At 72.3% G+C, this 20902-nt stretch carries 19 protein-coding genes; 12 read left to right on the top strand and 7 right to left on the bottom strand.

Annotated elements, in window-relative coordinates; genetic code table 11:
* Positions 1 to 20: 20 nt before the first annotated feature.
* The 3 genes from dxs to J2Z30_RS11830 are packed head-to-tail and all read left to right on the top strand — an operon-like array spanning position 21 to position 4605.
* Positions 21 to 1988, top strand: a complete 1968-nt coding sequence (gene dxs / locus J2Z30_RS11820) for a 1-deoxy-D-xylulose-5-phosphate synthase (RefSeq protein WP_044568726.1) — start codon at positions 21 to 23, stop codon at positions 1986 to 1988.
* Positions 1985 to 3394, top strand: a complete 1410-nt coding sequence (locus tag J2Z30_RS11825; RefSeq protein ID WP_044568725.1) for an aspartate aminotransferase family protein — start codon at positions 1985 to 1987, stop codon at positions 3392 to 3394. Before dxs ends, J2Z30_RS11825 begins: the two co-directional genes overlap by 4 nt.
* 17 nt (positions 3395 to 3411) lie before the next feature.
* On the top strand, positions 3412 to 4605 hold the full coding sequence (locus J2Z30_RS11830; protein ID WP_044568724.1) for a serpin family protein: 1194 nt from the start codon (positions 3412 to 3414) through the stop codon (positions 4603 to 4605).
* A 91-nt stretch (positions 4606 to 4696) separates the two neighbouring features.
* On the opposite strand, the gene J2Z30_RS11835 is transcribed toward J2Z30_RS11830, so the two are convergent.
* Complete coding sequence (locus J2Z30_RS11835) at positions 4697 to 5521, bottom strand: tyrosine-protein phosphatase (RefSeq protein ID WP_044568723.1); 825 nt, start codon at positions 5519 to 5521, stop codon at positions 4697 to 4699.
* Between the two features lie 166 nt (positions 5522 to 5687).
* Here J2Z30_RS11835 and J2Z30_RS11840 point away from each other — a divergent pair, with 166 nt between their 5' ends.
* Together J2Z30_RS11840 and J2Z30_RS11845 are read left to right on the top strand one after the other, a co-directional pair.
* A complete protein-coding gene (locus tag J2Z30_RS11840; RefSeq protein ID WP_044568722.1) occupies positions 5688 to 7799 on the top strand; it encodes an alpha-galactosidase in 2112 nt (703 codons plus the stop codon).
* A gap of 79 nt (positions 7800 to 7878) precedes the next feature.
* Positions 7879 to 8676 (top strand): SGNH/GDSL hydrolase family protein, encoded by a 798-nt coding sequence (locus J2Z30_RS11845; protein WP_044568721.1) that lies wholly within the window; start codon positions 7879 to 7881, stop codon positions 8674 to 8676.
* Positions 8677 to 8827: 151 nt separating this feature from the next.
* Here the strand turns inward: J2Z30_RS11845 and J2Z30_RS11850 are convergent, their stop codons facing one another.
* Positions 8828 to 9271 carry an ATP-binding protein gene (locus J2Z30_RS11850; RefSeq protein ID WP_243146363.1) on the bottom strand — a complete coding sequence of 148 codons (444 nt, stop codon included), beginning with the start codon at positions 9269 to 9271 and terminating at the stop codon, positions 8828 to 8830.
* A 136-nt stretch (positions 9272 to 9407) separates the two neighbouring features.
* On the opposite strand from J2Z30_RS11850, the gene J2Z30_RS11855 reads away from it, so the two are divergent.
* Positions 9408 to 10274, top strand: coding sequence for a Sco1979 family transcriptional regulator (locus tag J2Z30_RS11855; RefSeq protein WP_044568720.1), 867 nt, complete (start codon positions 9408 to 9410; stop codon positions 10272 to 10274).
* 3 nt (positions 10275 to 10277) lie between these two features.
* Entirely contained in the window at positions 10278 to 10529 is a 252-nt protein-coding gene (locus tag J2Z30_RS11860; RefSeq protein WP_078956534.1) for a DUF397 domain-containing protein, read from the top strand.
* Here J2Z30_RS11860 and J2Z30_RS11865 read toward each other — a convergent pair.
* From J2Z30_RS11865 to J2Z30_RS11885, 5 genes are read right to left on the bottom strand one after another with little or no spacing between them, the layout of a single operon-like run.
* The gene (locus J2Z30_RS11865) at positions 10483 to 11466 is read right to left on the bottom strand and encodes an STM4011 family radical SAM protein (RefSeq protein WP_044581165.1); all 984 of its coding nucleotides are present in this window, start codon (positions 11464 to 11466) and stop codon (positions 10483 to 10485) included. The genes J2Z30_RS11860 and J2Z30_RS11865 overlap by 47 nt on opposite strands.
* 11 nt (positions 11467 to 11477) lie before the next feature.
* Positions 11478 to 12848: an STM4012 family radical SAM protein gene (locus J2Z30_RS11870; protein WP_044568719.1), complete on the bottom strand. Its 1371-nt coding sequence runs from the start codon at positions 12846 to 12848 to the stop codon at positions 11478 to 11480.
* A complete protein-coding gene (locus J2Z30_RS11875) occupies positions 12845 to 13648 on the bottom strand; it encodes an STM4013/SEN3800 family hydrolase (RefSeq protein ID WP_044568717.1) in 804 nt (267 codons plus the stop codon). The genes J2Z30_RS11870 and J2Z30_RS11875 overlap by 4 nt, the downstream gene beginning before the upstream one ends.
* 7 nt (positions 13649 to 13655) lie before the next feature.
* Entirely contained in the window at positions 13656 to 14783 is a 1128-nt protein-coding gene (locus J2Z30_RS11880) for an STM4014 family protein (RefSeq protein ID WP_044568715.1), read from the bottom strand.
* An 18-nt stretch (positions 14784 to 14801) separates the two neighbouring features.
* Complete coding sequence (locus tag J2Z30_RS11885; RefSeq protein WP_044568714.1) at positions 14802 to 15740, bottom strand: STM4015 family protein; 939 nt, start codon at positions 15738 to 15740, stop codon at positions 14802 to 14804.
* A gap of 201 nt (positions 15741 to 15941) precedes the next feature.
* Here J2Z30_RS11885 and J2Z30_RS11890 point away from each other — a divergent pair, with 201 nt between their 5' ends.
* The 5 genes from J2Z30_RS11890 to J2Z30_RS11910 all read left to right on the top strand — a co-directional run bounded on the left by J2Z30_RS11890 (position 15942) and on the right by J2Z30_RS11910 (position 20739).
* Positions 15942 to 16268, top strand: coding sequence for a DUF8820 family protein (locus J2Z30_RS11890; protein ID WP_044568713.1), 327 nt, complete (start codon positions 15942 to 15944; stop codon positions 16266 to 16268).
* A gap of 53 nt (positions 16269 to 16321) precedes the next feature.
* A complete protein-coding gene (locus J2Z30_RS11895) occupies positions 16322 to 17446 on the top strand; it encodes a DUF6745 domain-containing protein (protein WP_044568712.1) in 1125 nt (374 codons plus the stop codon).
* A 172-nt stretch (positions 17447 to 17618) separates the two neighbouring features.
* Entirely contained in the window at positions 17619 to 18434 is an 816-nt protein-coding gene (locus J2Z30_RS11900) for a chitinase (RefSeq protein WP_063790878.1), read from the top strand.
* 103 nt (positions 18435 to 18537) lie between these two features.
* Positions 18538 to 19410 carry a GNAT family N-acetyltransferase gene (locus J2Z30_RS11905; RefSeq protein ID WP_044568711.1) on the top strand — a complete coding sequence of 291 codons (873 nt, stop codon included), beginning with the start codon at positions 18538 to 18540 and terminating at the stop codon, positions 19408 to 19410.
* Positions 19411 to 19479: 69 nt separating this feature from the next.
* Complete coding sequence (locus J2Z30_RS11910; protein ID WP_044568710.1) at positions 19480 to 20739, top strand: MBL fold metallo-hydrolase; 1260 nt, start codon at positions 19480 to 19482, stop codon at positions 20737 to 20739.
* The last annotated feature ends 163 nt before the right edge of the window (positions 20740 to 20902 follow it).

Genomic DNA, 20902 nt, shown 5'->3' on the forward strand with positions numbered 1-20902 from the left:
ACCGAGGAGGGGAACCGACCGTGCCGTTGCTGGAGAACATCCGGGGCCCGCACGACCTCAAGGCGCTGACCGGTGCGGAACTGGCCGCGCTCGCACAGGAGATCAGGGAGTTCCTGATCGACGCGGTGGCCAGGACCGGGGGCCATCTGGGACCGAACCTCGGCGTGGTCGAGCTGTCCATAGCCCTGCACCGCGTCTTCGACTCGCCCGCCGATCGCATCCTGTGGGACACCGGCCACCAGTCCTACGTCCACAAACTGCTCACCGGACGCCAGGACTTCTCCAAGCTCCGCCACAAGGGCGGGCTGTCCGGCTATCCGTCACGGGCCGAGTCCGAGCACGACATCATCGAGAACAGCCATGCCTCCACCGTGCTGGGCTGGGCCGACGGCCTCGCCAAGGCCAATGCGGTGCACGGCGGCACCGACCATGTGGTGGCCGTCATCGGCGACGGGGCACTGACCGGCGGGATGGCCTGGGAGGCGCTCAACAACATCGCCGCCGCCCGGGACCGGCCGCTGATCATCGTCGTCAACGACAACGAGCGCTCGTACCCGCCGACCGTCGGCGGGCTCGCCGGCCACCTCGCCACCCTGCGCACCACCGACGGCTACGAGCGCTTCCTGGCCTGGGGCAAGGACATGCTCCAGCGCGCCCCCGTGGTCGGCCGGCCGCTGTACGGGTCGCTGCACGGCGCCAAGAAGGGGTTCAAGGACGCCTTCGCGCCGCAGGGCATGTTCGAGGACCTGGGGCTGAAGTACGTCGGCCCCATCGACGGCCATGACACCGAGGCGGTCGAGTCGGCCCTGCGCCGGGCCAAGCGGTTCCACGGCCCGGTCCTCGTCCACTGCCTCACCGAGAAGGGGCGGGGCTACCCGCCCGCGCTGGAGGACGAGGCGGACCATTTCCGCACCGTGGCCGCGATGGACCCGCTCACCTGCGCGCCCCTCGTCCCGTCCGGCGGACGGTCGTGGACCTCGGTGTTCGGCGAGGAGATGGTGCGGCTCGGCGCCGAGCGGCCGGACGTGGTGGCCATCACGGCGGCGATGCTGGAGCCGGTCGGCCTGCGGGCGTTCGCCGAGGCGTACCCCGAGCGGGTGTGGGACGTGGGCATCGCCGAGCAGCACGCGGCGGTCTCGGCGGCCGGGCTCGCCACCGGCGGACTCCACCCGGTCCTCGCTGTCTACGCCACCTTCCTCAACCGCGCCTTCGACCAGCTGCTGATGGATGTCGCCCTGCACAAGTGCGGCGTGACGTTCGTCCTGGACCGGTCCGGTGTCACCGGCACCGACGGCCCGAGCCACAACGGCATGTGGGACATGTCCGTCCTCCAGGTGGTGCCGGGGCTGCGGATCGCCGCCCCGCGCGACGCCGACCAGCTCCGTGCCCAGCTGCGCGAGGCGGTCGGCGTGGACGACGCGCCGACCGTCATCCGCTTCCCCCAGGAGTCGGTGGGGGAGCCGATTCCGGCGATCGACCGGGTGGGCGGGATGGACGTCCTGCGCCGGGGCGAGGACCTCCTCCTCGTGGCGGCCGGGGTCATGGCCCCCGTCGCGCTGCGCGCCGCCGAGCTGCTGGCCGGGCGCGACATCGGCTGCACGGTCCTGGATCCGCGCTGGGTCAAGCCCGTCGATCCCGAGCTCCCCGGGCTCGCGGCGCGCCACCGGCTGGTGGCGGTTGTGGAGGACAATGTGCGCTCCGGCGGGGTGGGCGCGGCGGTCGCCCAGGCGCTGCGGGACGCCGAAGTCGACCTGCCGGTGCGGACGTTCGGCATCCCCGAGGAGTTCCTGGCGCATGCCAAGCGCGGTGAGGTGCTCGCCGACATCGGGCTCACCCCCGCCGAGATCGCGGGCCGGATCGGGGCGGCCCTGACCCGTATCGGGGCGGCCCGCCCGGAGCGGGCGGGCGCCCTCGCCGGGGCGCGTACCGCCGCCGGGGCCCGTACCCCCGCCGGGACCCGTACCGCCGCCAAGGAGAGCCAGGCATGACAGCAGCCGAGCAGCAGCAGCGGCGTTCGGGCTTCGACCTCGGGAAGCTGCTGGCCGAGCGCGCGTCGGAGCGGTACGACCTGCACACCCGGCACCTCAACCACCAGCTGCCGCGGATGCTGCGCACCATCGGGTTCGACAAGGTCTACGAGCGGGCCGAGGGCGCGTACTTCTGGGACGACGAGGGCCAGGACTACCTCGATATGCTCGCCGGTTTCGGGGTGATGGGCCTGGGCCGCCACCACCCCGTGGTCCGCAAGGCGCTGCACGACGTCCTGGACGCCGACCTGGCCGATCTGACCCGCTTCGACTGCCAGCCGCTGCCCGGTCTGCTGGCCGAGCGGCTGCTGACCCACGCCCCCCATCTGGACCGGGTCTTCTTCGGCAACAGCGGCACCGAGGCCGTCGAGACGGCCCTGAAGTTCGCCCGCTACGCCACTCGCAAGCCGCGCGTCCTGTACTGCGCCCACGCCTTCCACGGGCTGACCACCGGCTCGCTGTCGGTCAACGGTGAGGACGGCTTCCGCAAGGGGTTCGCCCCGCTGCTGCCCGACACCCCGATCGAGATGGGCGACCTCGACGCGCTGGAGCGGGAGCTGGCGCGCGGGGACGTGGCGGGGTTCGTGGTGGAGCCCATCCAGGGCAAGGGGGTGCACGAGACCCCGCCCGGCTTCCTGCGCGCCGCACAGGAGTTGCTCCACCGCCACAAGGCCCTGCTCATCGCGGACGAGGTGCAGACCGGCCTCGGCCGCACCGGGGACTTCTTCGCCTACGGCCACGAGGACGGCGTCGAACCGGATCTGGTGTGCGTGGCCAAGGCCCTCTCCGGGGGCTATGTGCCGGTCGGCGCGACCCTCGGCAAGGACTGGATCTTCAGACGGGTCTATTCGTCGATGGACCGGGTGCTGGTCCACTCGGCCAGCTTCGGGTCCAACGCCCAGGCCATGGCGGCCGGGCTCGCCGTCCTCGCCGTCATGGAGGACGAGGAGGTCGTGGCCAACGCCCGCCGCACCGGTGAGCTGCTGCGCGACCGCCTCGCCGCGCTGGTGGACCGCTACGAGCTGCTGCACGATGTCCGCGGCCGGGGGCTGATGATCGGCATCGAGTTCGGCAGACCCAGCTCACTGGGGCTGCGCAGCCGGTGGGCGATGCTCCAGGCGGCGCGCAAGGGGCTGTTCGCGCAGATGGTCGTCGTCCCGCTGCTGCGGCGCCATCGCATCCTCACCCAGGTGTCCGGCGACCATCTGGAGGTCATTAAGCTGATCCCGCCGCTGATCATCGGCGAGCGGGAAGTGGACCGTTTCGTCGAGGCGTTCACAGCGGTCATGGACGACGCACACGACGGCGGCGGCCTGATCTGGGACTTCGGCCGGACGCTCGTCAAACAGGCGGTGGCAGGCCGCTGACCGATGGGGGACCCCGCATGATCGACGCGACCGCCGTACGGGCCGTGAACACACTGACGGCGAGGTGGGCGCGGGCGGCCGTGGCGGACGAGGGCACGGCCTTCGCCGCCACCGGGGTCTGGCCGCTGCTCGCCCTGCTCACGGGCGGTGCCGACGGCCCGGCCCGGCAGGAGCTGGAGGGCGCGCTGGGCGTCGGCGCGGACGGCGCGACGGCGCTCGGCGGGCAGACGCTCGGGGCGCTGGACGCCATGGACGGTGTCCACGCGGCCACCGGGCTGTGGACCCGCCAGGACCTGCCGATCCGGCCCGAGTGGGAGGCCGCGCTGCCCCCGGGCGTACGGTCCACGCTGACCGGGGACGCCGAGCGCGACCGCAAGGAGCTGGATGGCTGGGCGGCCCGGCGCACCCGGGGCGCGATCGCCGAGATGCCCGTACCGCTCACCCCCGACACCCGGCTGGTGCTGGCCGGAGCGCTCACGGTGGAGACGGCATGGCTCCAGCCGTTCCAGCCGGGCCTGCTGAGGCCGGCGAGCGGACCCTGGCGGGACCGGTCGCTGGCCGGGCTCACCCGGTCCACGGACGACCTCGACGGGGTGCTGCGGGTCGTCCCCGACACCCCGGCCGGTCCGCTCACCCTGTCCGGGGTCGCGGGCGGCAACGGACTGGATGTGCATCTGGTCCTCGGCGCCGAGGACGCCCCGGGCGGCGAGGTGCTGGAGGCCGGGATCGGCGCGGTGGCCGGGGGTTACGCGGGATGGCCCGGCTCGGCGCTGCCGCCGGGCGAGGCCGGGCCCGGGGTTCGGGTGATGGAGGTCCCGAGCTGGGACCCCACACCCCGGGCGACGCTCACCACCCCGCAGTTCACCGTGACGGCGCGGCACGATCTGCTGCGCAGGGCCGAGCTGTTCGGGCTGCGCACCGCCCAGGACGCCGCGCGCGGCCACTTTCCGGGGATCAGCCCCGCCGCGCTGGCGCTGTCGTCGGCGGAGCAGTCCATGACCGCCTCGTTCAGCGCCGAGGGCTTCCTCGCGGCGGCGGTGACCGCGTTCGCCATGGCACCCGGTTCGGCGCCGCCGCAGCGGACGGCGAAGCTGATCAGCGTGCGGTACGAGCGGCCGTTCGGCTTCCTGGCCGTGCACCGCGCCACCGGTCTGGTGCTGACGGCGGGCTGGGTCACCGAGCCGGAGGCCGGGGCCGACACCATGTGGTGAGGCCCGTGAACCCGCGGCCGTTCAGCACCCACGGCCGCTCAGCCCGTGAGCCCTTCAGCCCGGAGGGGCCCGTCAGCCCGGAGCGGGCCCGTCAGCCGGTGAGCAGCCGCTCGCGGAGCCGGTCGCGCTGCTCGGGGGCGAGGCCGAGCCCCTCGGCGAGATAGCGCTCGGTGCCGCCCCAGGTCTCCTCGATCGTCGTGATGGCCGCCGCCAGATATTCGGCGCGCGCGTCGAACAGCGGCAGCAGCAGCGCCATGATCTCGGGCGACATGGGGTCGGAGCCGTCACCCGGAGCGCCCTTGCGCCAGATCTTGTAGCGCCGGTGGGCGGCGGCCGACTCGAGGTAGTCGGCCTCGATGGCCTCCTGGGTGACGCCGAGGGCCAGCAGGGTCACCGCGATGGACAGCCCGGCCCGGTCCTTGCCCGCCGAACAGTGCATCAGCACCGGTGAGCTGTCCTCGGCCAGATCGCGGAGGATCCGGCCGTGCTCGACGAGCCGGTTGGTGACGATGGAGCGGTAGGAGCCGATCATGCGCTTCTCGGCCCGGCCCTCGGAGAGCAGCTCGCGCAGGGTCTTCAGATCGCCCTCGCGCACCATCGTCCAGAACCCGGCGCCGTCGGCCGGGTCGGACAGTGGCAGATTGACGTTGCGGACCCCGCGGAGCGTGACGTCCGGGCCCTCCAGCTTGATGTCGGCTGCGTTGCGGAAGTCGAAGACGGTATGCAGGCCGAGCGAGTCGAGGTAGACCGTGTCCGCCTCGGTGGCATGGGCGAGATGGCCGCTGCGGAACAGCACTCCGGGCCGTACGCGGCGGCCGTCGGCAGCCGGCAGTCCACCGAGATCACGGAAATTGCGTACCCCCACCAGTCGGCTTTCGGTCTGGGGGACCTGCGGCGACTGCGACTGCTGCGTCACGGGCTCTCCTTCACCATCGGCCGCCGACGCGGCTCGTCGACGAGGCGGCTGAAGCTGACCATACGACATGCGTGCAGCGGGCAATCGGTCTCGTGAGGGTGCGGGCATTGCCGCACCGTCCACCCTCCCCGATCATGTTGATACCTGTGGAGAACTGGGGAGTGCGATGATCGAAACCGGTGGAAGCGGTCGGCTCTGGGTGCTCTCGGGGCGGCACAGTAGCTATGCCCTGCGCCTCACCGACGGTGATGAGCTGCTCCATCTCCACTGGGGGCCGAGGATCGCGGTCGAGGACGCCGAGGCCCTCGCCGCCGAGCCGGGGCCGCCCGACTGGCCGTTCGAATCACCGCTGGACGGGCGCGAGGAGTACCCCGTGGAGGGCGGTCCGCGCTTCGTCCGCCCCGCCCTGTCCGTACACGCCGGGGGCGTACGCGGCACCGAGTGGCGCTTCGACGGCGGCGCCGTCCTCGACCCCGGCACCGGTGAGGAGCTGCGGCTGCGCTTCCACGATCCGCTGCACCACCTCGACATCACCCTCCACTACCGGATGCGGGACGACGGCGATGTCATCGAGCGCTGGACCACCCTCGCCCACACCGGCACCGCCGGGCAGGAGCCGGTGGAGCTGCTGCGCGCCGACTCCGCCGCCTGGTCGCTCCCGGCGCGCGACCGCTGGCGGCTGTCCCATCTGCACGGCCGCTGGGCCGCCGAGAGCCGGCTCGCCCGCACCGAGCTCACCCCCGGTGAGAAGGTGATCGGCAGCCGCCGGGGCCACACCAGCCATCACCATCTGCCCTGGATCGCCCTGGACGGCGGGGCGGCCACCGAGGAGAGCGGCGAGGTGCACAGCTGCGCGCTCGCCTGGTCCGGGGCCTGGCGGATCGCCGTCCAGCTGCTGAGCGACGGCGCCGTCCAGGCGGTGGGCGGGGTCGGCCACGACGACGCGGGCCAGCTGCTCCTCGCGCCGGGCGAGTCCTTCACCACGCCCGTCTTCGCGGGGCTGTGGACCGACGGCGGCTTCGGGGCCGCGAGCCGCGCCTGGCACGCCTGGCAGCTCGCGCATGTGGTCCCCGGCGCCGACCGGTCCCGGCCGGTGCTCTACAACTCGTGGGAGGCCACCGAGTTCGAGGTGAGCGAGGAGCAGCAGCGTTCGCTCGCGCGGCTGGCCGCCGACATGGGCGTCGAGCTGTTCGTCGTGGACGACGGCTGGTTCGGGGCGCGCACCAGCGACCGGGCCGGGCTCGGCGACTGGACGCCCAACCCGGACCGCTTTCCGTACGGGCTGAAGCCGCTGGCCGACGAGGTGCACACGCTCGGGATGCGGTTCGGCATCTGGGTCGAGCCGGAGATGGTCAACCCCGACAGCGACCTCTACCGCGCCCACCCCGACTGGGTGCAGCACCACCCCGGCCGGGCCCGCACCGAGTTCCGCAACCAGCTCGTGCTCAACCTCGCCCGCCCCGAGGTGCGCGGCTATCTGTGGGAGCGGCTGGACACCCTGCTGAGCGGCGCGCCCGTCGACTATGTGAAATGGGACTTCAACCGCTCCTTCGCGGACGCCGGCTGGCCCGGCGACCCCTATCCGCGGCGGCTGTGGATCGACCATGTACGCGGGCTGTACGAGCTGCTGGAGCGGCTGCGCGCCGCCCACCCCGGGGTCGCCTTCGAGTCCTGCTCGGGTGGCGGCGGCCGGATCGACCTCGGCGTCCTGGGCCTGACCGACCAGGTGTGGACCTCGGACAACACCGATCCACTGGACCGGCTGGCCATCCAGCACGGCTTCGGTCAGCTCCACCCGGCCCGGGTGATGGCCGCCTGGGTCACCGACAGCCCCAACGCCATGGGCAACGCCCGGGTCAGCTCGCTGCGCTTCCGCTTCGTCAGCGCGATGGCCGGGGTGCTGGGCGTGGGTGGCGACCTGACCCGCTGGAGCGAGGCCGAACTCGCCGAGGCCCGCGACTGGGTGGCGCTCTACAAGCGGGTGCGCCCGGTCGTCCAGCACGGTGAGCTGTACCGGCTGCGGCCGCCGGAGGGCGACGGGCTCAGCGCGGTGCAGTACGTCCGGGGTGCGGAGACCGTCGTGCTGGCCTGGCTCCAGGCGCAGCACCACGGCCGGGCACAGCTTCCGCTGCGGCTGCGCGGGCTCGACCCGGCGGCCGCGTACCGGGATCTGGAGACCGGGGAGGTGCACCGGGGAGCGGTGCTCGCCCACCGGGGCTTGCGCACCGGGCTGAGCGGCGACCTGGACGCCGCCGTATTCCACCTTCGCCGAAACTGACCAGGTGGGATAGATCACCCCACGTCAAGGCCTGGTTACGGTGGCGTAGGTCACGCGATCGGGTGAATGATGTCCCGACGTGGCAGACGATAAGGAGAGATTCAGCAACGGTTCCATCGGGTCGTACGCAGCCGTCGGAGACAGCTTCACCGAGGGCGTCGGCGACCCCGGCCCTGACGGGGTGTTCGTCGGCTGGGCCGACCGGCTCGCCGTCCTGCTGTCCGACCAACGACCCCACGACGATTTCCGCTACGCCAATCTGGCCGTACGCGGTCGACTCCTTGACCAGATCGTGGCCGAGCAGGTGGCCCGCGCCATCGAACTCGGCCCGGATCTGGTCACCTTCTGTGCGGGGGGCAATGACATCCTGCGCCCCGGCAGCGACCCCGACGATGTGGCCGAGCGCTATGAGGCGGCCGTCGCCGACCTCCGGGCGCGGGTGGGCACCGTGCTGGTGTGCACCGGCTTCGACACCAGAGGGGTGCCGGTGCTGCGCCATCTGCGGGGCAAGATCGCCACGTATACGGCGCATGTGCGGGCGATCGCCGACCGCCACGGCTGCCCGGTGCTCGACCTGTGGTCGCTGCGCTCGGTGCAGGACCGCCGGGCCTGGGACGCCGACCGGCTGCATCTGTCGCCGGACGGGCACACCCGGATCGCGCTGAGAGCCGGTCAGGTGCTCGGCCTGGACGTCCCGGCCGATCCCGATCAGCCCTGGCCCCCGGAGGGGCAGCGCACCGCGGCCGAGGTGCGCCGGGACAACATCCACTGGGCGCGCGAATATCTGGTGCCCTGGATCGGCCGGCGGCTGCGCGGAGAGTCGTCGGGTGACCATGTGGAGGCCAAGCGGCCCGATCTGCTGCCGCTGCGGCCCTGAACGATCCGTGACGAACGATCCGTGACCCGAAGCGGTCCCGGAGGAATAGGGGCAGACCCCCGTTGGCGCCCCGAGGCTGACCGCCCGGTGCGCTGTCGCTGCCCCTATTCCCTCGGCACCGCTCGTCCGTCGTGTCGTCGCCGCAGGGGCGCTATATCGCCAGGTAGGCCCAGACGGCGCGGCCCGCGCCCCCCTGGTTCGGCCTGACCCCCCAGGCCTCCGACATGGCCTCCACCAGCATCAGCCCGCGGCCGCCCTCCTGGTCGGCGCTCACCGACCGGGCCTCGGGCACCGTGCGCGCACAACCCTGGTCGGCCACCTCCAGCCGCAGCCGGGTGCCTATGAGCTGGAGTGAGCAGCGAACGTCCTCGCTGGAGGTGTGGCGCACCGCGTTGGTGAAGAGCTCGGAGACGATCAACTCCGCGCTGTCCCGGGTGTCCTGGTCGATGCCCCATGAGCCCAGCCGCCGGACGACATGCCTTCTCGCCTCGGCGACGGACGTACTCAGCGCCGGCAGACGAAACACGTCGTGGCGGGGCGGAGCGACCACGGTGCCGCCGCGCCCTAACCGGAGAGCCTCATAGGAAGGAGCCACGCCGACACTATGCTCTGTCACGCTCGCGTATGGCAAGGTTCAATCTGTAAATTACAGAATCGCAAGCGCAGGCTGTTCGGAATGCTGAGCCCATGCCAGACTGCTGTGTCGTGAAGGTACTTGGAGGGGGACGGTAGTGGCGGATGCGCGGGCGGGCGGAGCCCCGACCGTCCTGCGAGTCGTGCTCGGCAAACGGCTCCAGGACCTTCGGGAGAAGGCCGGGCTGTCGTTCGAACAGGCCGGGCGCGCCCTGGACGTCACCCATGCCACGATCCGGCGGATGGAGAAGGCCGAGGTCGGCCTGAAGCTCCCGTACGTCGAGAAGCTGCTGCGGACGTACGGCGTCGCCGACCCCGAGGAGGTCGAGGGGTTCCTCTCCCTCGCGCGCGAGGCCAACAAGGCCGGCTGGTGGCACCGGTTCCGCGACGTCCTGCCGGAGTGGTTCAACACCTTCGTCAGCCTGGAGGTCGAGGCCAATCTGGTCCGGGCCTACGAGCCGCACTACATCCCAGGGCTGCTGCAGACCGAGGGCTACGCCCGCGCGGTGCTCCGCGCGGGCATGCCGCATGCGCCCGAATCGGAGATCGAGCGCAACGTGGCCCTCCGGATGGAGCGCCAGGCGCTGCTCGCCCGGGACAACCCGCCGATGCTGTGGGTGGTCATGGACGAGACGGTGGTGCGCCGCCCCATCGGCGGCGCCGAGACCATGCGTGCCCAGATCACACGGCTCATCGAGGAGGCCGAGGCGCCTCATATCCGCCTGCAGATCATGCCGTTCGACGCCGGTCCGCACCCGGCGATGTACGGGCCCTTCCATATCTTCCGGTTCCCGATCCCGGAGCTGCCCGATATCGCGTACACGGAGACGCTCGTCAGCGGCTCCTACTTCGACCAGCGCGATGACGTATCGGCGTTCCTGGAGGCCCTGGACCGGATGTGCGCGCAGGCCGCGCCTGCACAGACGACTCAGGCGATTCTGAGTCGCATTCGCAAGGAGATCTGAACGATGGATCGCATATGCGGGAGCCGCGTCTACAGTGGCATGCCGGCAAGGGACCTCGGCAGCGAGGGCTGGCACAAGCCGTGGAGCGGTGGCAATGGGGGAAGCTGCGTCGAGGCGATGAGACTGACGGACGGACGGGTGGCGCTGCGCCAGTCGACCGACCCGGACGGACCGGCCCTGATCTACACCCATCTGGAGATGAAACGCTTCATCCAGAGTGCGAAGGCCGGGGAAGCGGACTTTTTGTTTCTGTGATGTCCTCCGGGACGTCCGGTTCTGTGACGCTCGTCGTGACCAGGGGGATCGAGGGGGAAACAGTGTGACCGACCGACCATGAAGTGACCGGCGGGGGCGGCGCCGGGACGCGTTCCAGCACACCGCCCGCGAACACGTCGTACAGCGGAAGCGACTCCAGGTGCACATAGCCGATATGGCAGTCGCAGACGGCCCGTGGGCACCGGCGGGGCCGTAGCGCCGCGCGGTACGACCCGTCGTAGAGATTGCCCAGTTCGGCAGGGACGAAATGGCAGCGGCGCACCGTGCCGTCGCCGTCCACCGAGATCACCGAGGCGCCGGTCCGGCATGGCAGACCGGCGCTTCGGTGCGGATGGCGGCTGTAGCCGAAGAGCGGGTCCAGCTCGGTCCACTCGGCCGCCTCGGCGTCGGTGTAGGTATGGCCCTCGGCCGCGTTCACCCACAGATACACCTGCTCGGGCAGGTCTGCGCGGAGTCGGCGGGCCTGGTCCAGATGGGCGGGCAGCCCCACGATGCCGACGCTGTGGCGCACCCCGCGCGTGGCCAGCTCCCCGCACTTGGCGAGGAACCGGTCGTACGGCGTCTGGTCCGGGTGGTAGGTGCACCACAGGGCGAGGGTGGCGGGGTCCGCCTCGGCCGTCCAGCCGGTACGGCAGCTCAGATTGGTCTGGATGGCCACCCGCTGGACATGCGGCAGATGGCTGAGCTCGATGAGCGCCCGGCGGTACCAGGAGCGCACCAGCCCCTCGCCCCACGGGGTGAACAGCACCGACAGCCGGTCGCCGGTCTGCTCCGCCGCCCAGGCCGTGAACCGCTCCAGCGCGGCGCGGTCGGCGCGCAGCCGCTCCGGGCTGTCCCGGCGCTTGGCGAACGGGCAGTACGGACAGTCGTAGTCGCACGAGGCGAGCGGACCCCGGTACAGAATGGTCAAGTCCACGCCCACGCCCCTCACTTCAGGTCGTACGCGGCCATGGCGGCGCGCACGGCAGGCGAGAACAGCTCGGGGCCCAGGGCGTCGGAGTGCGCCAGCCCCTCGGGGGACAGCCGCAGGTGTCCGGGGGCCGCGTCCGGGTCCAGCCAGCCGCGGCCCCGGAACCGGGCCAGCTCGGCGGGGAAGTCCTCGGCCGGATCGGTGCCGAACCGGGCCCGGTACTCCGCCGCCGCCATGCCCTCGGCCTGGAGGACGGACTGCAGCAGATGGCGCCGGCGGGCCTCGTCGCCCGTCATCCACCGGCCGTGCTCGGCGCGGGCGAAGTCGGCCGCGGGCCGGGAGACATAGTCGTCGACGATGCCGCGTATCTCCCGCATGTCGACCGCGTAGTCGAACGAGTAGTGCAGGGCGGAGGTGTAGGAGCGGGCGCCGCAGCCGAGGCCGACCATGCCGTCCGTCTGGCAGGCGTGGTCCTCCCCGCCGGTGGCGGGCGCGCCCGGGGCGCGGAACATCCGCATCGAGACCTGCTCATAGCCGTGGGCGAGCAGATGGTCGCGGCCCGCGCGGTACAGCCGCAGCCGCCGCTCGTCCCACTCCGGGTCCCACGCCGGGTCCCACTCCGCCTCCGGCTCCCTGGCCTCCTTACGGCCGAGCCCGGTCAGCGGGCGGACATAGAGGGGATAGAGATACAGCTCCTCCGGGCGCCAGGCCAGGGCGGCGTCCAGGGAATGGCGCCAGCTGTCCGCGGTCTGACCGTCGATGCCGTAGATCAGATCGATGTTGAGCACCGGGATGCCCGCCTCCCGGATCCGGCCCAGTGCCGCCTCCACATCGGCCCGGCGCTGCGGCCGCACCGCCGAGCGCGCCTCCGCGTCGACGAAGCTCTGCACCCCCAGGCTCAGCCGGGTGGCGCCGCGCCCGGCCAGCACCGCCAGCCGGTCGGCCGTGGCGGTGGCCGGGGACGCCTCGACCGAGAGCGGCACCGCGCCCAGGTCCGCGCCCATCCCCTTCTCGGCGATGTCGCAGAGCCGCTCCAGCTCGGCCGCCTCCAGGAACGTCGGGGTGCCGCCGCCGAACGCCGCGGCGGCGAACCGGGCGTCCGCGCCGAGCGCCTCGCGCACCGCCCCCGCCTGCCGCTCCAGCGCGTCCAGATAGGCGGTCACCAGCCCCTCGGGGGCGCCGATCCGGGTGAAGAGGTTGCAGAAGCCGCAGCGCACCTCGCAGAAGGGGATGTGCAGATAGAGCGACAGCGCGTCCCTCGGCTCGGCCGCCCACAGCTCGCGCAGCGCGGGGCGCTCCACGAGCGGCCGGTAGGCGGTCTTGTGCGGATAGGCGTAGACGTACGACTGGTAGGGGCGGACGGTGGAGTCGAGCGTGCTGATGTTCATCGGGCCTCGAGGAAGAAGTGGGTGTACGGCACGGTCCAGACGGCCTCATGGCCGAGCCGGTGGCCGGTGTAGCCGTCGTCGCCGTACGCGGTGCCGTGGTCGGAGCAGACGATCGCGAAGGCGGGACCACGGCGGCTCAGGGCGGCCAGCAGCCGGTCGACATGGCTATCGACGTACTCCAGCGCGGCGGCGTGGGTGGCGCGGGTGTCGCCCGCCTCGCGGGTGGCCCCGGGCAGATGGAACCAGTTGGGCTGGTGCAGCGCCGAGACATTGACGAAGAGGAACAGCCGGCGGCCGGGGTCCAGACCGGCGATCACCTGCTCGGCGCGGTCGATCTGCGCCTCGAAGGAGGTGGCGGAGGTGACGCCGAACTCCGGCTCCCAGTGGCTCTCCTGGAAGTAGCCGGGCAGCACCGAACCCAGCGGCCCCCGCTGGTTGAAGAAGCCGACCCCGCCGACGCACACCGTGTGATACCCGGCCGCCGCGAGCCCCGACACCAGATCGGGGGTCTCGAAGACATAGGTGCCCGCCGCGGTGGTCTCGCTGCCCGCGAAGCGGGCCGCGAACAGCCGGCGGTGCGGTCCGGGGGCGGCCGGGGTCGGCAGGAAACCCGCGAACATCGCCTGGTGGGAGGCGTAGGTGAAGCTGCCGGGGGCATGCCGCTCATCCCAGACGCCGCCCGGCATCCGGGCGCTGAGGTGCGGGGTCCGTCCGGCGGCCGCCAGTTCGGCCGCCACGTCGTGGCGCAGGGTGTCGAGGGTGAGCAGCAGCAGGTCGTGGCTGCCCACCACCTCGTTCATATCGGGCTCAGACAACGGCATCGGGGTGGGCCTCCTCGCGGGCGCGGAGCACGGCGGCGACCTGGGCCGCATAGGTGTCAAGACCCTCCGCGCCACTGACGGGCAGACCGGTCAGCCGGGGCAGCAGATCGCCGAACGCGTTGACCTCGCCCACGGCGAACCGCCGCCACCCCGTGCCGGGCAGCAGATCCACCCCGACGCACATGGTGCGCGGGAAGCGCTCCGCCGCCCGCTCCGCGGTGCCCAGCACCTCGCTCCAGGCCACCCCGGCCGCCTCCGCCGCCGCGCGGGCGGCGGCCAGATCGCCGCGCACCCCGCCGAGATGGAGATTGGTCATGGGGGAGCGGCTGGTGCGCACCACGGCATGGGTGGCCCTGCCTCCCACCACCACGACCCGCAGATCGGCCACCCGCTTGTCCTGGGCCGCCTTGGGCAGCCAGCGCTCGATGTGCAGCCCGTCCGGCGCCAGGGTGTCGACGATGGCGGCGATCTCCGCCTCGCTGTCGTACCGCCGCACCCGCAGCGAGTTGAACAGCCGGCCGTCCTCCGTGCGCTCCACGGAGGTGGTGGCCCGCACCCGGCCGGGGCCCGCCGTCTCCATGGCGAGCACCCCGGACGCGGACGAGCCGTGGGCCAGTTTCACGAAGGCGCGCCGCAGCCCCGAGGTGCCGAGCGCGGCCCGCACATCGTCCCAGCCGCGCACCGGCGGCGCCTGCGGCCCGGAGGTCGGCGAGGGCGGGACCGGGACGCCCGCGGCGTCCAGTACCCCGTGGCACAGCCGCTTGTCGAACAGGACGGCCAGCTCGCCCGGGTCGTTCAGCAGCGTGGCCCCGGCCGTGCGCGCCGCCGCCGCGATACCCCGGACGGCCTCGGTGAACCGCGCGTACCAGCGGCCGGTGCCCTCGACCCGGGTGGGGTCGCAGGCGCCGCGCAGCAGCCACTCCACCTCCTCGTCCTCGCCCGGCGAGTCGATCCGTACGATCTCGGCGGGCTCGAACGCGGCGCCGTCGGTCAGTACGTCGCGCCAAGCCAGCATCCGGGGCGGGGGCAGCCCGGCGGTCACGACGGCGTCGGTGAACATCTCCACCCGTCGGCCGCCCGGATTGCCGACCACGGCGAAGCGCGTCTCATTCATGAACGGGAGCCTTCCCGGTCACTCGTTGGCGGCGGTGTAGCGGTCGCCGCTCGCGTACTCGTAGGGCTTCACGGACATCTCGACCTTCACCCCGGACGGCTCCAGGGCCCCGCGCAGCCGCTGCTCCATGGGTGCGGAGACCCAGTTGTGGTCCAGATCGAGCCGCTGCAGGTGGGTGAGCGGCTGCCCGTCGAGCAGCGCCGCCGCGCCCTCGTCGGTGAGCACCCCCATGGACAGGGCGAGGGATTCGAGCTGGGCGACCACAGGGGCCGCCGCCATGGCGACCGCGATCTCGTCCTGGATCTCGCTGTTCTGCACGCCCAGGTGGCGCAGCGCGGGGAACCTACCGGCGCTCAGGATCGGGGCGAGGTCGGCGACGGTGGCATCGCCCCCGTACTCTTCCACACCGAGCCACATCTCCAGGTGCTCGAGCGCGGGAAGGTCGCTGGCGGCGACCCCGCGCACCACCGCGCCGGGCAGCCCGCCGGTCTCGAAGCGGAGCGTGCGCAGGTTGGCATGGGTCACGGCGGGGAAGGACAGCTTGCTCCCACCGCGGACGCTCAACTCGCGCAGGCCGGGATAGGCATGGAGGAGCGGTGTCACATCGGACTGCTCGATCCAGGAGATCTCCGACTCCTCCGCGGTCATGTCGCCGATGAAGACCGCCTCCAGCGAGGTCAGCCGGTCTTTGGCCATGAGGAGCGGCTCGATGACTGCGTCGGCATCGCTTTCGTAGATCTCGTCCCATTGACCGATGATCAGCGCGCGCACCCGGTGGGGGGCCACCGAGGTCAGGAAGTGGTGGAAACGCTCATCGAAATCGTATTTCCCATCGGCGGGGGCGGAGATCCGCCAGGCGACGGTGTCCGGCTCGGGCAGCGAGACCTCCTTGTCGGGCAGCGGGACGTCGAAGGCCGGAAGGCCGTGGAATTCGTTCAGGTGGTCCAGGATTGACATGAGCGGTATCTCCTGATGTGTTCGCGTGGGCGTGCCTGATTCCGTATGGCGTGCGAAGAGTTGTATCAAGCGCCACCGACAGCCGTTCCGGTGGGCGTTGCCGGGGACGGCGTTGTCGGTGCCTCCCTGTAGCGTCATGATCATCGACCGGCCCTCGCGTGGCTCGGTGGGTCAACACGGCTTTGGTGAAAGGGAATTGGCATGTACCGACAGGGCGACGTCCTGATCGTTCCGGTGGCGGCGGAGGCGCTGCCCCCGGGCATCGACGCGCTGCCGCGGCAGCCGAGGGACGGGCGGGGCCGGCTGGTGCTGGCGCTCGGCGAGGTGACCGGGCACGCCCATGCGGTGGTCGGGCCGGGCACGCTGGTGCGCGAGTCGGATCCGTTCGGCGTCTCCTACCTCCATCTCCCCGACGGTGGGCGGGTGGTGCACGAGGAGCATGCGGCGATACCGCTGCCCAAGGGCTGGTACCGCGTGGTGCGTCAGCGGGAGTACGCGCCGGGCGCCGTGCGCGTCGTGGCGGACTGAGAGCGGGGGAGCGGACGATGACGACGGCGACTGCGACGGTGGTGGAGAGCGGAATGAATGGGGCGAACACGCTCGTGGACGAGGACCGGGCGGCGCGCTGGCGCGCGGTCGCCGCGGCCACCGGCCCGGCCGACCGGGAGACGGCCGAGGCGGGCCTCCGCCGCGCCTATGAGCAGGCCGGGCTCAGCGCGCCCGAGCGGATCGTGTGGGCCGGTTCCCCGCTGGCGGCCACGGCGGCGGTGCTGCTGCTGACCGGGCAGGAGGAGCGGCTGCCCCGGGAGGTCGCCGAGCGGGCGGCGGACATGCTGCGGGCGGCCGGGGTCGAGCCGGTCGCGAGCGCCGTGGGCGCCTCGGTGCGGGAGGCCGTGCGCACCCATCCGTGGGCGCGCGCCAGGCGGCGGCTCCATGACGCCCTGGGCCCGGCCGGCTGGGCCGGGCGGTGGGCGCTCGCGGCGGCGCCGCTGTGGGAGGTCACCCGCGCCCTCACCGAGCGCGTCCGCACCGGGGTCGTCGAGGCCCTGGCGCCGGATCCGGACTCGGGCCAGGGCGCGGCCGTCCGGCTCGCCCTGCTGGACGCGGTGCTGGGGCAGCATGACGCACCCTGGCTGGCCGCCGTGGCGGACGGGGCGGAGTCCGACCCGCTGGCCGGCCTCGCCGCGGTCGCCCGCGCCGCCGGCTGGTGGTGGCCGTACGAGAAGGCCGTGATCGTCGCGGAGCGCCCGGTGGAGCTGCACCGCGACGAGGCGGGCCGTCTGGACCGCGGCGACGGCCCCGCCCTCGCCTTCCCCGACGGCTTCGCGCTGTACGCCTGGCGGGGCATGCCGGTGCCCGCGGCCTTCCTGCAGCAGCTCGGCGAGCTGACCCCGGACCGCATCCGCGAGGAGGAGAACGCGGAGCTGCGCCGGGTGATGCTGGAGCACTACGGCTATGAGCGCTATCTCGACGAGTCCGGGGCGCGGCCGGTGCACCGCGACGAGACCGGGGTCCTGTGGCGCATCGAGCTGGACGGGGACGAGCCGGTGGCGATGGTGGAGGTGGTCAACTCCACGCCGGAGCCGGACGGTACCCACCGCACATACTGGCTGCGCGTGCCGCCCCAGGTCCGGACCGCCCGCGAGGGCGTCGCCTGGACCTTCGGGGTGGACGCCGACACCTACCGCCCCGAGCGCGAGACCTGACCCTGCGTCAGATCACCTTCGTACGCTCGGAATTGCGCCCGGGAACGCTCCGGGGGCGGCTCAATTGCTCATCCCGGCACAAAGGTTTGGTCTATACCTTGACTGGTATAGACCAAACCGCTTGAGTGTCCCTCGGAGTTCCAAGTCCCCCCACACGAAGGAGATCGGCCCCATGTTGAGACGACGTGTTCTGGTGCCGCTCGCGGCGACCGCGGCGGTGTGCACGAGTGTTCTTGTCATGCCCATGGCCTCGGCCTCGACGGCAGGGACGACCGACCGGGCGGCGTGCGATTCCCCGAGCCTGACGGCGGACAAGGCGGCCGCCACCGGCGACATCGGCCGGTGCGGTGCCGAGACCAAGCGCGCGGCCGCCTTCGTGGTGACCGAGGCGCAGTTCAACCAGATGTTCCCGAACCGGAACTCGTTCTACACCTACCAGGGCCTGACCGCCGCCCTGAGCGCCTACCCCGGCTTCGCCAACACCGGCAGCGACACCGTCAAGAAGCAGGAGGCGGCGGCCTTCCTGGCGAACGTCAACCACGAGACCGGCGGCCTGGTCCACATCGTGGAGCAGAACACCTCCAACTACCCGCACTACTGCGACTGGAACCAGCCCTACGGCTGCCCCGCGGGCCAGGCGGCGTACTACGGCCGCGGACCGATCCAGCTCAGCTGGAACTTCAACTACAAGGCCGCGGGCGACGCGCTCGGCATCGATCTGCTCGGCAACCCCTGGCTGGTGGAGCAGGACGCCGCGGTGTCCTGGAAGACCGCGCTGTGGTTCTGGAACACCCAGACCGGGGCCGGTTCGATGACCCCGCACGACGCCATGGTCAACCAGCGGGGCTTCGGCGAGACCATCCGCAGCATCAACGGCAGCATCGAGTGCAACGGCGGCAACCCCGGCCAGGTGCAGAGCCGAATAGACGCCTACCAGCGGTTCGTCCAGATACTCGGCACCACCCCCGGCTCCAACCTGAGCTGCTGACCGGCCGCCGCTGACCGCCGCTGACCGGCGCCGAGCGGCCGTCCGGTCGGAAGCGAGGAAATTGAGGTGCGCCGCTCCGCCGCTCCGCGTCAGCCTGGAGCACATGGCGTGGACGGTGACGTACGACCTCGATGAGTTCCGGGTCGCGGCGGGTGGCTTCCTGCGCGCCCACCCGGCCCGGAACACCATTTTGCTCACGGTGGTCTCTTCCCTGGCAGTGGCGGGCAGCGGCAGATACGGCGACGAGCCGCCGGTCTACGGCTGGTGGACCGGGGAGGGGAAGGGTCCGGCGGAGGGCGCGTTCCTGTGCACCCCGCCCCACCCCCTGCTGCTCTCCGCCCTCTCCGGCGAGGCGGCCCGGGGCCTCGCCCGCACCCTCGCCCAGGACGGTGAGCCGAAGGTCACCGGGGTGAACGCGGGGCGCGAGACCGCCGAGACCTTCGCCACCGCCTGGCAGGACCTCACCGGTGCGGTGAGCACCGTCGGGCAGACCCACCGGCTCTATCGACTCGATGCCCTCACCCCGCCCGATCCGGCCCCACCGGGGCGGCCCCGGACCGCCACCACCGCCGACCGGGACCTGCTGGTCACCTGGTGCGAGGGGTTCGCCCGCGAGGCCGGCGCGCTGAGCGGGAATGCCGCCGCGCAGGTGGACGACAGGCTCGGCCACGACGGGATCACGGTGTGGGAGCTCGACGGCCGGCCGGTGGCCTGCGCCGGGATCAGCCGTACGATCGCCGACATGGCCCGGATCGCACTGGTCTACACCCCGCCCGAGCTGCGCGGACGCGGTTACGCGGGTGCCGCCACGGCCGCCGTGAGCGGGGCCGCGCGGGCCGCCGGGGTGAAGGAGATCCTGCTCTTCACCGATCTCGACAACCCCACCAGCAACGCCCTCTATCAGCGTCTCGGCTACCGCCCGATGGAGGACCGTCTGGTGCTGTCCTTCTCCGCGGAACAAGGTCCCCCCTCGTAAGAGTTGTGTCATTGCAGCCCAACGGCACCGCGCGTTGGAGTGCTCCCGTCCTCTCACCCTGGAGGCCCCGTGACCGGCTCCCATCCGACACGTTCCCGGCTCACCGCCGCCCTGCGCCCCGCCGCCTTCGGAGCGGATCCCAGCGGGGAGCGGATGGAGCGCATCCGGCGGTCGCCGAACTTCGCGAACGGTGTGTTCGTCAACCCGGTGGGGGCCCGCACCGCCCCGTCCGGCTCGATGCTGAAGTTCGCGTCCACCTACTTCCGCAAGGAGGAGCGCGTCCGCCGGGCCCCGGCCGGGACCGTGCCGGTGCACCCCACCACCGTCGCCGATCTGGCCGCCCCGCCCGCCTCCGGGCTGCGGCTGACCTGGATGGGGCACTCCAGCGTGTTCGCGGAGATCGACGGGCGGCGGGTGCTGTTCGACCCCGTCTGGGGACAGCGCTGTTCGCCCTTCTCGATGGTGGGGCCCAAGCGGTTGCACCCGGTGCCGGTGCCGCTGCGGGAGCTGGGGCCGGTGGACGTAGTGGTCATCTCCCATGACCACTACGACCATCTGGACATGCCCACGATCCGGGCGCTGGTACGGAGCCACGCGATGTTCGTCGTGCCGCTCGGGGTGGGGGCTCATCTGGAGCGCTGGGGCGTCCCGGCCGAGCGGACGACCGAGCTGGACTGGCACGAGTCCACCGAGGTCGCCGGGCTCACGCTCACCGCCACCCCCGCCCGCCACTTCTGCGGTCGCGGGCTGCGCAACACCCAGCACACCCTGTGGGCCTCCTGGGTGGTGGCCGGTTCCGGGCGCCGGATCTACCACAGCGGGGACACCGGCTACTTCTCCGGCTTCGCGGAGATCGGCGCGGCGTACGGGCCGTTCGACGCGACCATGATCCAGATCGGTGCCTACTCCGATTACTGGCCCGACATCCACATGACCCCCGAGGAGGGCATGCGGGCCCATCTCGATCTCCAGGGCGGGGACCCGGCGCGGGGGATCATGCTGCCGATCCACTGGGGCACCTTCAACCTCGCCCCGCATCCGTGGGAGGAGCCCGCCGAGGGCACGGTGAGGGCGGCGAAGGAGGCCGGGGCGACCGTGACCGTGCCGCGCCCCGGCCAGCCGTTCGAGCCGGAGCGCGGGCTGCCGCTGGAGCCGTGGTGGCGGGCGATCGCGGCACGGCCGGTGACGGAGGTGCCGGCCGCGGCCGAGGGCGCGGCCGAGCCGGCCGTTCCCGCCGGACCGTCCGGCGCCGGGGCTTCGGGGGCGACCGGAAAGCGTCCCGGGGCGACCGGCGGCGCGGACCCCGCGATGCCCATCCCCCAGTCGTAGCACGGGGGTTGGTGCCGCCCTTCCGAGGCGGTACGGCACGGGTTGCTTCTTTGTCGAATGGCGCTGAATGGCGTCGAAACCCTTGTGGTGGACACGACGTGCTCGCTTGAATGGTTAGGAAAGGTTCCTAACGGATCGCCTCAGGACCCGGGGCTGCCCCGGC

It is taken from the genome of Streptomyces iranensis, assembly GCF_017874715.1.
Lineage (GTDB): Bacteria > Actinomycetota > Actinomycetes > Streptomycetales > Streptomycetaceae > Streptomyces > Streptomyces iranensis.

What these genes read in the sequence shown, in the direction of transcription:
- J2Z30_RS11870 (WP_044568719.1), bottom strand. Translation starts at nt 12,848, where the DNA reads ATGAACATCAGCACGCTCGACTCCACCGTCCGCCCCTACCAGTCGTAC.
- J2Z30_RS11860 (WP_078956534.1), top strand. Translation starts at nt 10,278, where the DNA reads ATGGATCGCATATGCGGGAGCCGCGTCTACAGTGGCATGCCGGCAAGG.
- J2Z30_RS11905 (WP_044568711.1), top strand. Translation starts at nt 18,538, where the DNA reads ATGGCGTGGACGGTGACGTACGACCTCGATGAGTTCCGGGTCGCGGCG.
- J2Z30_RS11900 (WP_063790878.1), top strand. Translation starts at nt 17,619, where the DNA reads ATGTTGAGACGACGTGTTCTGGTGCCGCTCGCGGCGACCGCGGCGGTG.
- J2Z30_RS11830 (WP_044568724.1), top strand. Translation starts at nt 3,412, where the DNA reads ATGATCGACGCGACCGCCGTACGGGCCGTGAACACACTGACGGCGAGG.
- J2Z30_RS11890 (WP_044568713.1), top strand. Translation starts at nt 15,942, where the DNA reads ATGTACCGACAGGGCGACGTCCTGATCGTTCCGGTGGCGGCGGAGGCG.
- J2Z30_RS11875 (WP_044568717.1), bottom strand. Translation starts at nt 13,648, where the DNA reads ATGAACGAGGTGGTGGGCAGCCACGACCTGCTGCTGCTCACCCTCGAC.
- J2Z30_RS11895 (WP_044568712.1), top strand. Translation starts at nt 16,322, where the DNA reads ATGAATGGGGCGAACACGCTCGTGGACGAGGACCGGGCGGCGCGCTGG.
- J2Z30_RS11825 (WP_044568725.1), top strand. Translation starts at nt 1,985, where the DNA reads ATGACAGCAGCCGAGCAGCAGCAGCGGCGTTCGGGCTTCGACCTCGGG.
- J2Z30_RS11885 (WP_044568714.1), bottom strand. Translation starts at nt 15,740, where the DNA reads ATGTCAATCCTGGACCACCTGAACGAATTCCACGGCCTTCCGGCCTTC.
- J2Z30_RS11880 (WP_044568715.1), bottom strand. Translation starts at nt 14,783, where the DNA reads ATGAATGAGACGCGCTTCGCCGTGGTCGGCAATCCGGGCGGCCGACGG.
- J2Z30_RS11840 (WP_044568722.1), top strand. Translation starts at nt 5,688, where the DNA reads ATGATCGAAACCGGTGGAAGCGGTCGGCTCTGGGTGCTCTCGGGGCGG.